Origin of the sequence: Staphylococcus sp. FSL W8-1207 (assembly GCF_038003745.1) — a bacterium.
Lineage (GTDB): Bacteria > Bacillota > Bacilli > Staphylococcales > Staphylococcaceae > Staphylococcus > Staphylococcus equorum.
Genome location: NZ_JBBOPU010000003.1, coordinates 1 through 13,377 on the forward strand (window position 1 = coordinate 1; position 13,377 = coordinate 13,377).

Below are 13,377 nucleotides of genomic sequence, written 5' to 3' on the forward strand. Positions count from 1 at the left end.
GACTTCTCCGCCACCTCCAGGTTTATTAATCACATTAACATTTTGTTTAGTTAAGTCTTCATCAATCATAATTTTTTGTATCGCACGTGCTGTAGTATCCCAACCGCCTCCTGGAGAAGCTGGCGCAACGATTTCTATCGTTTCATTGGGAAATTGTTTATCCGATGCACTCGAATTATTTTCTTTACCACAACTTGCTAGTACAACTGAAAAAATGACAATTAAAATCCCCCATCTTTTCATCTTAATCCCCCTTTATTGAAAACGTTTACAAACTAATTTTATATTATCAGATAATTAAGAATAATTAAACAATATTTTATTTTTTTTATACTTTTCAGAATCGGATGTTAATATTTTAAAAGTCATATTAAGATAGTAATAAAATATTCAGTATTAAAAACAATTTTGAAATATAACCTCAGCCTTTATCATTTTAGGTATTGCTTAAAATCAATGCTTAAACCAACTAAAACAGGTTATACTATGTATGTATAAACGATAATTAATTGTAATATTTGGGGGGATTTACTATGGGACAGAATCATCCATTTGATAAAGCTACACAACTAACTGAAGAAACGCCAGGTGCTTATAATGGCCATACGTCCGAAAAGTATGCCAATATGATTGGACCGTTTGGTGGCGTTATTGCATCTACGTTGCTTCGTACTGTCTTAGAACATCCAGAACGATTAGGAGAACCAGCTGCGTTAACTATTAACTACGCAGCACCTGTAGCTGATGGCGATTTTAATATTAAAGCAACACCTACTCGAACAAATCGATCCACTCAGCATTGGTATATTGTGCTTTCTCAAAATGCTAAAACTGTTATTACTGGAACGGCTGTTACTGCTCAACGACGAGATACTTGGTCTACTACCGAGATAGCGTTCCCTAATGTACCAGCTGCTGAAAATGTTGCGCTTCCATCAATAGAGGGTGCACCACCTTGGTTACAGAATTATGATATACGAATTATTAAAGGGGCACCACTCGCATTATCACAAACACAATCTAACAATGCTCATGATTCTACGACACTTCAATGGATACAAGACAATCCAAAGAGAAACCTTGATTTTCTCTCACTTACTTCAATATGTGATGCTTTCTTTCCACGTATTTGGGTACGTCGTGAAAAAATGGTACCTATTGGAACAGTTTCGCTTACTATTTATTTTCATGCTGATTCAGAAACACTTAAAATGAATGGTAATCGAGAAGTCTTAGGCCATACACGTGCACTTAAATTCTATGATGGCTTCTTTGACCAAACTGGAGAAATATGGAGTTATGACGGAAATTTACTTGCGACAACGAGTCAATTTGTTTATTACAAAGAATAAACATTTTAAATTTCATGAGAATTAAAAAGAGCTATAAAGCATCTACAACATAGATGCTTTATAGCTCAATTTATGAATTCTTTTAATGACTTACTTCTTCACTTTGAAAATGCCCACCATGATATTGGTCTACATATTGATAATCATGTTCTGTACGCGCTTTCAAAATTGCGTTTCTTAATAGATTATTTACTTTATTTTTACCATGTATGATTTCGCCCCATACACGTGCATTTTCTTGTACAAATGTCGTGCGTGGTTTACGCTCTTCTTCAAATTCTGTAAATGCCTTTTCATAATTCGTTTCATGTTTTTCTAACATATCAGCCATGAATGATGCATCTTCTAAAGCTTGGCATGCACCTTGAGCAAGATATTGTAACATTGGGTGTGCGGCGTCACCAATTAATGTAAAGTTACCTTCTGACCATTTATCAATCGGCTTACGATCAAACATTGGCCATCTTTTTTGTCTTGAAATATAGGAAACTGCAGTTTGCACTTTATCACATGTTCCAGAGAATACTTCATCCATTTCTTCTGGTGTGCCCCAATCATCTGCTAGTTCATTACCTGGTTGATAGTTTTTACTTTTAAACACAACAACTTGATTATAAAGTTCACCTTTACGTACTGGATATTGTACAACATGCATATCAGGACCAATCCACATATAAACATCGTCTAAATTACCAATATTAGTAACTTCTTCCATTGGAATTGCACCTCTATATGCAACATATCCTGAACAAATAGGCTCGTCATCAATTAAATAACCACGTGTAGTAGACCATAAACCATCTGCACCGATAACGGCATTTGCTTCATGACTATCACCATTTTTAGCTGTGACTTTTACATCTCCGTTGCTTTTTGTTTCTATATTTTTGATGTATTGATTTGTAGATAATTCCACATTAGGATGTTCTTCACATGCTTCTAATAAAATACGATGCAAATCAGAACGATGAAGTACGATATAAGGTGCACCATATCTCTCACGATAAGTCGAATCGATGTCTAGCGCAGATAATTCTTCACCTGTAAATGCGTTCATTAATACTAATCGTTTTGGAAAAACAGCTACTTCATTAATCTTATCCATTACGCCTAATTTTTGTAATACATTCGTACCATTCGCTGCAAGTTGAATACCCGCGCCAATTTCTTTAATTTCTGGTGCCTTTTCTAAAACCTTAACATCATTTCCATTCTGAGCAGCACCCAAAGCTGTTGCTAAACCTCCGATACCGCCACCAATAATGATCATTTTTTTATTTTCATTACTCATGATGTTTACCCCCTTGTTTTAAAAATCAACTTTTAATATATAGTGATTAAGCTATTTGTATCATCTAATACGATTAACGAAAATCCCCTGTGAATTCGTCTATTATTTTTTGATGCCCCTTGTTTTCCTCTAAACTATCTCCTCTTTCTAACTCAAAACGATTCATAATAGGAATATCATTTACTGAGAATAAATATGAATCTTCACTTGCTACATGTTCATGCCAATTCCAGTTTGGTACTACAAAGTAATCCCCTTTTTTCCAATTAAATTTCGTACCATTAATAACAGTATATCCAGATCCTCTATGCACACAATATATAACTGAGTGAGTATGTCTATGTGCCTTTGTATGATGTCCTTTAGGTAAATGTGTCATTCTAGAGCCAACGGTTGGGTTAGCAGATTTTCCTGTTGATGGATTAATATATTCAACTGTAAATCCATCATATGGATCAGGTTCAAAGTTCATCAAACCGTTGATTGCATCTACAGTGCGATCCCATTTATAGTTAGCCAGTGGTGCTACATCAAATTTGTCATCACCAATTGGACGTACCATTCCACCCTGATATCTTTTTTCAGAGAAGTTATCAGGAACATCAGGTTGTTGCAATCCATCTTCGTATGGTTCAAAGAACGTACCACCTAGATTATAAATAGTAGGAATATCTAACGCATCCATCCATATCATTGGTTCATCACCTAAATGGCCATGACCATGCCATAAATTTTTAGGCGTTGTTAAAAAATCCCCTTCTTCCATAAATATACGTTCACCTTGAACAATTGTATAAGCGCCCTCACCGTCAGTTATAAATCTGAGTGCACTTTGCGTATGACGATGTGAAGGAGCTTCTTCTCCTGGTTGTAATAATTGCACTGCTGCATAAAGCGTCTGAGTTGTTGATACATGCCCCCATGGTTGACGATAAGTTAAACCTGGATTTTGAAAATAGATAGCACGACGCTCGCCACCTCTATCAGGCGTAAATATTTCCGCTGCCTCTGATAATTTTTTCTTCAACAATTCACCACTCCATAAATAAGCTTGTGCATGTGATTGTGGCGTCTTATTCATTACTTCAGGAATAGCTTCCCAAAGAGGTCCTAAGTTATATTGTTGAATATCTCGTGTGAAATCTTTTACATCACTGTCTTGTAAGAAACTTCCTTTGTCTGCCATAAAAAAATTCTCCCCTTTATAATATAATTTTATTCAGGCACTTTACTTAAATTTCTTTTAATTTGTCCAAGATGCTTTTCAATATGCTCATCAATAAAATGTTCAATGATAAATGAAACTGGTTTATTACCAAACTTTTCGAAATTTCGATGTGGATTTTCTTCTGTTAAACGGCTTTCGTCAATTTTTGAAAGTCTTTCATTTACTTCGTCTTTCAAATTCGAAATTGATTGTATAACATTTTCAACATTTAATGCTTCTGGGTTAGACACTGCTTCTAATCTAGCTTCATCTTTCAAACCTCTTCCCCATTTTGAACCCGGTTCTGATAATACTGTTTCAGTTTCGCTTAACCAATATGAAGTCGCTTCTTTAACATGATTTAAAATTTGTAAAATAGACCATTCATCTTCTGTTGGGTTCCAACGTATTGTTTCTTCTGGTAATCCATCTACTTCTTCTAAAATATTATCTAAAGTATGTTGAATTGATTCGATATACGTTTCTATTTTCGACATTTTATATGCTCCTTTAAATTTATTTTTGTTTATTTTCTGCAACTACTTTATTTTCTAAAGCACCTATTTTATCGATTTCTATTTTTACGACATCGCCTTCTTTCATAAATACTTGTGGATCACGAGCTGAACCTACGCCACCTGGTGTACCTGTTAAAACGATATCTCCTGGTTTCAATGTTGCTAATCCAGATAAGAAAGCAACTAATTTTTGAACTGTGAATACATGATTAGATGTATTTGAACGTTGCATTTCTTCACCATTTAAAGTGAGTACCAACTCTAATCCGTCTGGATCTTGTAATTCATCAGAAGTCATAATCCATGGACCCATTGGCGCTGTGCCATCGACTGTTTTTCCTTGTAGCCATTGTAAAGTTCTTTGCTGAATATCACGGTAAGTTACATCGTTAACGATTGTGTACCCTGCTACATAATTAAGTGCGTCTGCTTCAGATACATTTTTTGCTTCTTTACCTATTACAAAAGCAAGTTCCGCTTCGTAATCTAATTTATCTGAGATAGGATAATGAACAATATCGTCTTCTGGACCAACAATTGTATTATCAAATTTAGCAAATACTACTGGATTTTCAGGTAAGTCACGACCCATTTCTTTAATGTGTTCCTCATAATTATGTCCTACACAAAACATTTTTCCTGGATTTTGAATAGGCGCCTCTATTTTTACGTCTTCTTTTTTATAAATTAATTGATGATTAAATACATCTGGTTTAGCTTGCGCAAAATCAATTGCTTCTTTAGCATAGTTTAAACTTTCTTCTCCACCTTCAATGAACCCCTTCGCATCAGATGGAACATATGCTTTCGCAATCGTTTCACTACGAAATTTACCCTTACTTTGTAATAAAGCTTGAAATGCATAGTTTAAATCTACTACTTCATTTTTTTCTGTTAATGTACCTAACCTAGAATAACCATTTGTTTTAAAAGTAATCAGTTTCATAAAATATCTCCCTTTGTTTTAAAATTTAAGTTTTCTTAATTAATAAAAACTTATTCTTCCTAATTATTTCCACTCATGTGATAATGAGTTCACTATTTATAAACAATTATAATTAATTGTCAGAAAATTGTCAATCTTCCTTTTGTTAGTAATTCATTTCTATTAGTATAAAAAGACAATATTTTTAAATATAATTGAGTAAATGTATAGTGCTAGAATATTGTGCTATAATTTGATTGCATGAAGGAGCGTGAGTAATAAATGGCGGATAAAAAGAGTAAAGACTATATCCAATCTTTAGATACAGGTATTAAAATATTGAATGTATTACAGAAATCTAAATCCCCTATGAAATTTAGTGAGATTCAACAAATTACCTCTATTACGAAAAGTAACTTATATAAATATATGAATACTTTAGCTAATAATGAATTGGTCTATCGTAACCCAGCTACAGGTGAATATCATTTAGGAAACCAACTCATACAACTAGGTATGTCAGCAATGGGTAATTTAGACTCACTGGCTATTGTGACACCATACTTACAAGAAATTGGCCGTCACAATAACAATACAGTCTTGTATTCAGTAATCACTCGACGAGGCCCAGTCGTTACAAAAATTTGGCATGCAGAAGGTATTTTAAATATTGGTGCCCAAATTGGTACAGTACTTCCCCCGAAATCTTCTTCCGGTAAAATATTTGCAGCCTTTTTTGATGAAACTCAAAAAGAGTACGAAGATGAAGAATTAAATAAAATTCACAATCAACAAATTGCTTTCGCTGCAGAACCGTTGATACCTACAATTTCTTCTGTTTCTTTCCCTGTGTTTACATTTAATAAAGAACTAGAAGGGATTATTTCAGTTATAGGAGTAAAAGACAATTTACCAGATTCAGTAGAATCACCGGATACACACTATTTATTAGAAAAGCAAAAAGAAATTTCTAAATTATTAGGATTACACCTTTAATACTCAAGGTAAGTCAAATCATTTTCTGTTGATTAGACTATTAATTGAATACATAAGAGCCATTAAATGATTTTAATGGCTCTTTTTTTGAGGTTAAAATATCGTATTAATTTTACCGCTCAGCCCTTTTCTCTTAGTTTTCTAACAGTTTGAATTACATCTCCATAGCAATTAAATATTCTTAATTTTCACATTTTTCATTGTAATTGTAAAAAAACACCTATATAATCACCACTAAAGAACAAAGTACACTAATATGATAAATATACTGTTTTATTATCATATTTTAATTATTAGTGTTTAATTTCATGGAGGGGTTATATTTATGGGGGAAATCAATACAACCAAAGTAGTGAATAAAAGTAAGTTCAACAAATTTCATTTTAAATTAATTTTTTGGAGCTTTTTTCTTATTATTTTCGACGGCTATGATTTAGTTTTGTATGGCACAGCAGTACCTATGTTAATTGAGGATTGGGGGCTCTCCGAAATTGAAGCAGGTACTTTAAGTAGTTATGGCCTATTCGGTATGATGTTTGGGGCTATAGGTTTTGGCATTCTAGCTGATCGTATTGGTAGAAAAAATGTCATAGCAATCACATTGGTTTTATTCAGCTTATTTACATGTCTTTGTGGGTTTGCTGCAAATACAACACAGTTTGGCATCTATCGCTTTTTAGCAGGTTTAGGTCTGGGGGGGATCATGCCTAATGTAATTGCACTAGCAACAGATTTTGCACCTGAGAGAATGAAAATCCTTGTCGTTTCAATAGTGTTATGTGGCTACTCAATTGGTGGTATTCTTGCACCAGTATTAGGGTTAACATTAATGCCTATCGGAGGTTGGCGCTCAATCTTTTGGGTGGCAATTTTACCTATATTTGCACTACCGTTTTTACTTAAGCAATTACCTGAGACGTTTAGTTATTCAAATCGTACTAATAGGAAAAAAGAAGCAGTAAATACATTAAGAAAAATTGATCCAAAACTTAACATATCAATGAACGATACGATAAAAGATATCGAAGTTTCTACTACTAAAGTGCCTTTAATGGACTTATTTAAAGAAAACAGGGCGCTCAGTACAGTCTTATTTTGGTTAACTTTTTTTTGCTGTTTATTAATGATTTTTGGTTTAAATACATGGTTACCAAATTTAATGATGCGAGCAGGATATGAATTAAATTCTAGTTTAATGTTTTTAATCGTATTACAAGTTGGAGCAATCGTAGGAACACTTATAATCGGAAAACTATGTGACAAATTTGGTTCCAAAAAACTACTTGTGCCATTATACATTGCTGGCGCTATTTCTTTATCTCTATTGTCTTTAGGTAAAGATGTTAATATATTTGTTATTTATATTTTAATTGCAATCGCTGGCGCTGCTACCATAGGTTCACAAAATCTCGTTCAAGCTTTCGTATCGCAATATTTCCCAGCCTATATTAGATCCACAGCGCTAGGTACAGCTTCTGGTATTGGGAGAGTCGGCGGAATGATTGGACCGCTAATGGGTGGCTTTTTACTCACATTTGCATTACCTATGCCTATGTACTTTATCGCTTTTGCTATTCCAGGTTTAATAGCTGCCTTAGCACTTTATTTAATACCCATGCAACATGCAAGTGAAGAATATAAAAAAACGTATCAAGTTAAAGACGTGCCGAAAGACGTACCGAACGAAGTTAAATAACTTTATACTTTAAATGTGAATGGGAGAAAAATCTTGTTATAAAAATTAGATTTCTCTCCCATTCCTTTTTTGTGCACGCTTACCGTGGTCATAGCCTCAGCCTGTAGTTTTCGGCTAGCGCTTTTCCCGAAGGAGTGAGTCAAATCACTGCTTTTTTAATGAAAATGGTTATTTTACAATCCAAAATTTCATACAATTGTATAGTACATTCATAAACACACTGCCATATCGCTAGAGATTAAATTAAAATAATACGGGAAGATAATTAATAAGAAGGTGAAATAATGTTAGATAGAGAAGAAGTTTTTAATTATGTGAATCGTAAGTATGATGTAAAACCAGATTATCCTTGGCAAACTTATTCGAACTTTGCAGCTTTAAGACATAAAGATAGCAAAAAATGGTTTGCTTTAGTGATGAATATTTCTCAAGACAAAATAGGATTAAATGGCACTGATGAAATAGATGTATTGAATTTGAAAGTCAGACAAGAATTTATTGGTCCTTTAAGAAAAAAAGAAGGGTTTTACAAAGCCTATCACATGGATAAATCCAATTGGATAAGCATCAATTTAAATGAAATTAACTCTATAAATCATATTAAAGATTTAATAGCAGAAAGTTTTGAGTTAACACATTAACTCTGTTCATTTTCAGCAAAACTTCACACTAAATTGATATTAAAAACAGGTGAGCATCCTTTAGTTATAAGATGCTTCACCTGTTTTATTTTAATTATTTAATTTTACTGTTCTTCTGCTTCTTTTTGATTCGTACGTTTTTGTAATAATATTGCTACCGCTGCTAGGATTAAGACTAAGACGGCGATACCGATAAGTCCAAGGTATTTAGCAATATTACCAAAGACAATACCTACGACTAAGAAATCTGTATCTGAGAATGTCGTTGCTGCGCCACCAAGTTCTCCTAAGAATGGCAAGAACAGTAGTGGTAAGAATGTAATTAACAAGCCATTTAATGCTGAACCTGCTATTGCACCTCTAATACCTCCACGTGCGTTACCAAAAACGCCAGCAGTTGCCCCTAAGAAGAAGTGAGCTACTACGCCTGGAAGTATAACTACGCCACCAAATAAGAATAAGACGAACATGCCCAAGACCCCAACAATAAAGCTGACAAAAAAGCCAATTAATACAGCATTTTGTGCATAAGGGAAGACTATAGGACAGTCTAATGCTGGTTTTGTATTAGGTACTAATTTTTCAGAAATACCTTTAAACGCTGGCACGATTTCAGCTAATATTAGGCGTACACCTGTTAATATGATAAACACACCAGCTGCAAAAGTAACCCCTTGAATCAGTGAAAATACAATAAAGTTTTGGCCGTCACTAATTTCTGTATGTACGAAAGTTGGCCCCGCAAATAATGCTGCCACAAAATAAAGTAATGTCATTGTGAGTGAAATACTGATTGTACTTTCTCTTAAAAAGCTTAAGCCTTTTGGAAAATTAATTTCTTCAGTTGATTTAGATTTCCCTCTAAATAACTTTCCAACCTCTCCAGCTGCCCAATAACTGATTGTACCAAAGTGACCTAGAGCGACTTGGTTAGTTCCAGTTATTTTCTTCATCGTTGGTTGTGCTAACGCTGGTAATATGGCCATAATTAATCCTAAAATAATAGATCCCGTGATTACTGTCAATGTCCCAGTGATATTACCTACTGACAGTAATATAGCTAAAAAGGCTGCCATATAAAATGTATGATGACCAGTTAAAAAGATATATTTCAAATTCGTAATACGTGCGATAATGATATTAACAATCATCCCAAACACCATAATTAATGCTGCTGTTGTGCCATATTGTTCTAAAGCAATTGAAATAATTGCTTCATTATTAGGTACAACACCTTGCACGCCAAAAGCGTGTTGGAATATCTTTCCAAATGGTTCTAATGATTGTGTTACAACATTCGCCCCTGCGCTTAACACTAAAAATCCAAGTATTGTTTTAATCGTACCGGACGTGATGTCAGTGGCAGATTTTTTCTGCATAATTAGACCTATCAAAGCGATTAAAGCAACTAATATAGCAGGTTGACTCAAAATATCAACGATAAAATCTAGTATAGGTTTCATAACGTTGCCCCCTTACTTATAATTTATAAAATGTTCAAATCACTTAATTTCTCATTCAATTTATTTTGTAACTCTTCCTTATCTAGAATGTTATCTAAAACAATAACGTCCCCTAAGTGCTTTGTATTTTCTTCTAAATCTCTACCGCAAATAAATAAATCTGCCATATCAGGACTCGCAGACATAACATCACTGTGTTCTACTTTAATATCTGATGGTACATTTAAATTTTTCAAAGCTTCCTGTGCATTCATTTCCACCATAAAGCTACTTCCTAAACCGTGACCACATACAACTAAAATTTTCATTTTCATCATTCTCCTTTAAATATATTTATTATTTCATCAATGTCTGTTGCTACTAATAATTTATTAACTGTGTTCGAATCCCCTAAGATGGTTGCTAAATTCCTTAATATTTCTAAATGGCCTTCGTTATCAACAGCGCTTAATACAAACACGAGAGAAGCATGATGTCCATTTTCAGAAAAGTTAATATGGTGATTCAATTTCAATAAACTTAATCCTATTTTTTTGACATCATCACTCGGTCTAGCATGCGCTATTGCGATTTCAGGTGCTATTACAATATAGGGTCCTAATTCTTCTACGCTATAAATCATCTTTTCAATGTATTGTTGTTTAAAGTACCCTTGTTCTAGCAGAGGTTTAGATGCTACACGAATTGCATGTTTCCAATCATCTACTCGATCTCGTATCAGTACTTTATCTGATGATAAAATTTCCAGACTCATTTATATCCCCCTTATTAATGTTGACTTACATCACGAATACATGACATGATATCTGCTATATTTCCAGAAAACAGTGTTGCTCTCGTTGATTCGTCCATGATTAGCTCGCTAAATTGTCGCAAAGCATTTAAATGTATCTGCGGTTGCTCCGTAGCTAATGTAATAATGATATGCACTGGATCGTATTGCTGATGATTAAAGGTCACACCCGTTTTAAAATGAACTAAACTAAAGCCTACAGGTTGTTTAACATGTTTATGGTTAGCATGAATCAATGCAATATGAGGACTAATTACCATATAAGGTCCAAATGCATCTAATTGTTCAATAATGTCAGCTGCATAGGCCTCATCTACGATTTGGTCATTTACAAGCGATGATACACATTGTCGAATTGCATCATTTCTTAAAAGTGTTGGCTGTTGTGTCAATATTCGAGATTGTGGTAATACTTCTTGTAACGTTGGTCCTAACCCTTTGACATCATTTACATATCGTTCTCTTGAATGGTTGATAATTTCATTTAATTGCTTTCGATCTTCTTTATTTAAAAATGGTGAAACCCTAATTACTGGTACGCTCGCTTGTTCAAAAGGGACAGTAGAAATGATATAATCAATACCTTCATGTTTTAGCATTACTTCATCTATTTCATATATAGAATAAGCATCTACAATTTCTAATTCCGGATAAATATGATCCATCCTACTTTTTAATAATTGAGAAGTTCCTATACCTGATCCACAAAGTAATACGACTTTAATGGCATTTGTTGTCACTGCTGAAATCCGTTCAATCGCAGAAGCAAAATGCAGTGTGATGTATGATAATTCATCATCAGTAAAGTCGATTTGGTAATTTTCTTCAATGCCCCATACATGTCTTTTGATTCCCTCTATAATATGGTCATACTGCGCATGAATCTCCTTATTTAAAGGGTTCGCATGCGTCATATCAAACTTCAATCGATGAATTGCAGGTCTCAAATGTACGATTAAACCATTTGCTAATTTGCTATCAGACATTAAATCTAATCCTAACTCTCCACTCATACGTTCAATCAATTGTTCTGTTAATACCTCTAAATCGTCTATTTGTTGATTGAGTTCATTCACTTCTGACGTTTTAGCACCTAATAAATGCAAAGTAATAAAAGCTGCCTCACTTTTTGGAAATTCAATCTGAAAAATATCTTCTAATTTTCCTTTAATTTTAAGCGCAATATGAAATTGCTCTGTTTTAGAGAGCTTTTCATACTCTTTATCAGGTATGTCGAAGGCAAAATGTTCATTTGTACGATGTAGCGCAATCAAAATGTGATAAATCAATCCGTCAATTGCACTTTGAACTAACTGATATTTCGCATCTAATAAGATAGAAGTGACTGTTAAACGAATTTGTTCTAACTCTTTATTCGAAAAAAGTTGATGTCCCATATGATGTGTATGCGTTTGAAAATATTCATGTACACGTGTGGCATAGGCTTTACGATAAGCATTTTCCTCACCCTGTATCACAAACCCTTTATTTTTCTTGTACTCAAGAAGCAAATCGTTTTCTTCTAACCAAGATTGAACATTTTTCAAATCTTCAACAATCGTACGACGTGTTACTGAAACTAAAGTTGCTAATACTTGGGATGATGTGGGTTCAATCGATTCAAACAACTTCAAAGTGATATATAATATGCGTTCTTTCTTTGAATAATGCATCGATGTTCCTGTATATTTTGGCTCTAATGTTGCCAACTGAGGAGCTGTTGTTGTAATCTTTATCCCATCATATTTATTCCGATGTATCGTTAAATCTAATTTATCTTCCATAGTTTCAATATATTCAAGATCATATTGAATTGTTCTTTCAGATACATTGAACTGTGTTGCTAAATTATGAATTTGAACAAAGGCTTCACGTTCAAGTAAGTACGTTAATATATGATGTTGTCTCTTGCTTAACACATCAGCAACCTCCTTACAGTTATATTGTAATCGCTTTCTTGGACGTGTGGATGTGTAATCTATTTCGTCTCACAATACGAAAAGTTGCACACCTAAATAAAAAATACTATTTTTAAATTATAAAATGCATAGACCTAATTTGATACATCTTTGTTTATTTTTCAAAACAAAAAAGATGTAAAAGTAACTAAACTTTTACATCTTTTGCTTACATTGATTCAATACCATAACAAATCATACAATTATTTATTATTTTTTACTTCTTTATACAAATCTATCATTTCCTGTGCAAGATCTTTAAAAGTGATAGCTGTCATTAAATGATCTTGACTATGCACTGTTAACAGCGTCAAATTGATATGTTCACCTTGTGCTTCCTTCGTTAACATGTTTGTTTGAACATGATGCGCTTCAAGTAATGCATCTTCAGCTTGTTTTAGTTTTGCTTCCGCTTCATCAAATGCATTTTTTTTAGCTGCAAATATGGCTTCCATCGCACTACTTTTAGCATCACCGCTATAAGTAATGAGCGACATTGCAAATTCTAAATTTTTCTCTTCTTCAGTCATCATCCCA

At 33.6% G+C, this 13,377-nt stretch carries 13 protein-coding genes and 1 pseudogene; 4 read left to right on the forward strand and 10 right to left on the reverse strand.

Annotation, left to right across the window (positions count from 1 at the left end; translation table 11 throughout):
• Positions 1 to 243, reverse strand: a pseudogene (locus NSR03_RS11915) (tripartite tricarboxylate transporter substrate binding protein); the annotation flags it as partial.
• Between the two features lie 290 nt (positions 244 to 533).
• Here NSR03_RS11915 and NSR03_RS11920 point away from each other — a divergent pair.
• Positions 534 to 1,352: an acyl-CoA thioesterase gene (locus NSR03_RS11920; RefSeq protein ID WP_069813516.1), complete on the forward strand. Its 819-nt coding sequence runs from the start codon at positions 534 to 536 to the stop codon at positions 1,350 to 1,352.
• Positions 1,353 to 1,434: 82 nt separating this feature from the next.
• Here NSR03_RS11920 and NSR03_RS11925 read toward each other — a convergent pair whose 3' ends face one another.
• The 4 genes from NSR03_RS11925 to NSR03_RS11940 form a co-directional block, all read right to left on the reverse strand.
• Positions 1,435 to 2,643: an FAD-dependent monooxygenase gene (locus tag NSR03_RS11925; protein WP_021338835.1), complete on the reverse strand. Its 1,209-nt coding sequence runs from the start codon at positions 2,641 to 2,643 to the stop codon at positions 1,435 to 1,437.
• A gap of 73 nt (positions 2,644 to 2,716) precedes the next feature.
• Complete coding sequence (locus NSR03_RS11930) at positions 2,717 to 3,829, reverse strand: cupin domain-containing protein (RefSeq protein WP_021338836.1); 1,113 nt, start codon at positions 3,827 to 3,829, stop codon at positions 2,717 to 2,719.
• Positions 3,830 to 3,858: 29 nt separating this feature from the next.
• Positions 3,859 to 4,347: a DinB family protein gene (locus NSR03_RS11935; RefSeq protein ID WP_002511575.1), complete on the reverse strand. Its 489-nt coding sequence runs from the start codon at positions 4,345 to 4,347 to the stop codon at positions 3,859 to 3,861.
• Positions 4,348 to 4,366: 19 nt separating this feature from the next.
• Positions 4,367 to 5,314: a fumarylacetoacetate hydrolase family protein gene (locus tag NSR03_RS11940; RefSeq protein ID WP_021338837.1), complete on the reverse strand. Its 948-nt coding sequence runs from the start codon at positions 5,312 to 5,314 to the stop codon at positions 4,367 to 4,369.
• 261 nt (positions 5,315 to 5,575) lie between these two features.
• Between NSR03_RS11940 and NSR03_RS11945 the strand changes: the two genes are divergently transcribed.
• The 3 genes from NSR03_RS11945 to NSR03_RS11955 all read left to right on the forward strand — a co-directional run bounded on the left by NSR03_RS11945 (position 5,576) and on the right by NSR03_RS11955 (position 8,626).
• Complete coding sequence (locus NSR03_RS11945) at positions 5,576 to 6,289, forward strand: IclR family transcriptional regulator (RefSeq protein ID WP_002511577.1); 714 nt, start codon at positions 5,576 to 5,578, stop codon at positions 6,287 to 6,289.
• A 325-nt stretch (positions 6,290 to 6,614) separates the two neighbouring features.
• Positions 6,615 to 7,985, forward strand: a complete 1,371-nt coding sequence (locus NSR03_RS11950; RefSeq protein ID WP_069813513.1) for an MFS transporter — start codon at positions 6,615 to 6,617, stop codon at positions 7,983 to 7,985.
• 284 nt (positions 7,986 to 8,269) lie between these two features.
• Positions 8,270 to 8,626, forward strand: a complete 357-nt coding sequence (locus NSR03_RS11955) for an MmcQ/YjbR family DNA-binding protein (RefSeq protein ID WP_046466009.1) — start codon at positions 8,270 to 8,272, stop codon at positions 8,624 to 8,626.
• Between the two features lie 104 nt (positions 8,627 to 8,730).
• Here NSR03_RS11955 and NSR03_RS11960 read toward each other — a convergent pair whose 3' ends face one another.
• The 5 genes from NSR03_RS11960 to NSR03_RS11980 all read right to left on the reverse strand — a co-directional run bounded on the left by NSR03_RS11960 (position 8,731) and on the right by NSR03_RS11980 (position 13,370).
• Positions 8,731 to 10,089, reverse strand: coding sequence for a PTS ascorbate transporter subunit IIC (locus NSR03_RS11960; protein WP_069813512.1), 1,359 nt, complete (start codon positions 10,087 to 10,089; stop codon positions 8,731 to 8,733).
• Between the two features lie 23 nt (positions 10,090 to 10,112).
• The gene (locus NSR03_RS11965) at positions 10,113 to 10,397 is read right to left on the reverse strand and encodes a PTS sugar transporter subunit IIB (protein WP_021338843.1); all 285 of its coding nucleotides are present in this window, start codon (positions 10,395 to 10,397) and stop codon (positions 10,113 to 10,115) included.
• A gap of 5 nt (positions 10,398 to 10,402) precedes the next feature.
• A complete protein-coding gene (locus tag NSR03_RS11970) occupies positions 10,403 to 10,843 on the reverse strand; it encodes a PTS sugar transporter subunit IIA (protein ID WP_021338844.1) in 441 nt (146 codons plus the stop codon).
• 14 nt (positions 10,844 to 10,857) lie between these two features.
• A complete protein-coding gene (locus NSR03_RS11975) occupies positions 10,858 to 12,801 on the reverse strand; it encodes a BglG family transcription antiterminator (protein WP_021338845.1) in 1,944 nt (647 codons plus the stop codon).
• Between the two features lie 242 nt (positions 12,802 to 13,043).
• Entirely contained in the window at positions 13,044 to 13,370 is a 327-nt protein-coding gene (locus NSR03_RS11980; RefSeq protein WP_069813510.1) for a PTS lactose/cellobiose transporter subunit IIA, read from the reverse strand.
• Positions 13,371 to 13,377 lie beyond the last annotated feature (7 nt).

Excerpts from the sequence above, each read along its gene's own strand:
- NSR03_RS11935 (WP_002511575.1), bottom strand. The coding sequence starts at position 4,347 with ATGTCGAAAATAGAAACGTATATCGAATCAATTCAACATACTTTAGAT.
- NSR03_RS11925 (WP_021338835.1), bottom strand. The coding sequence starts at position 2,643 with ATGAGTAATGAAAATAAAAAAATGATCATTATTGGTGGCGGTATCGGA.
- NSR03_RS11970 (WP_021338844.1), bottom strand. The coding sequence starts at position 10,843 with ATGAGTCTGGAAATTTTATCATCAGATAAAGTACTGATACGAGATCGA.
- NSR03_RS11945 (WP_002511577.1), top strand. The coding sequence starts at position 5,576 with ATGGCGGATAAAAAGAGTAAAGACTATATCCAATCTTTAGATACAGGT.
- NSR03_RS11930 (WP_021338836.1), bottom strand. The coding sequence starts at position 3,829 with ATGGCAGACAAAGGAAGTTTCTTACAAGACAGTGATGTAAAAGATTTC.
- NSR03_RS11920 (WP_069813516.1), top strand. The coding sequence starts at position 534 with ATGGGACAGAATCATCCATTTGATAAAGCTACACAACTAACTGAAGAA.
- NSR03_RS11965 (WP_021338843.1), bottom strand. The coding sequence starts at position 10,397 with ATGAAAATTTTAGTTGTATGTGGTCACGGTTTAGGAAGTAGCTTTATG.
- NSR03_RS11980 (WP_069813510.1), bottom strand. The coding sequence starts at position 13,370 with ATGACTGAAGAAGAGAAAAATTTAGAATTTGCAATGTCGCTCATTACT.
- NSR03_RS11960 (WP_069813512.1), bottom strand. The coding sequence starts at position 10,089 with ATGAAACCTATACTAGATTTTATCGTTGATATTTTGAGTCAACCTGCT.
- NSR03_RS11940 (WP_021338837.1), bottom strand. The coding sequence starts at position 5,314 with ATGAAACTGATTACTTTTAAAACAAATGGTTATTCTAGGTTAGGTACA.
- NSR03_RS11950 (WP_069813513.1), top strand. The coding sequence starts at position 6,615 with ATGGGGGAAATCAATACAACCAAAGTAGTGAATAAAAGTAAGTTCAAC.
- NSR03_RS11955 (WP_046466009.1), top strand. The coding sequence starts at position 8,270 with ATGTTAGATAGAGAAGAAGTTTTTAATTATGTGAATCGTAAGTATGAT.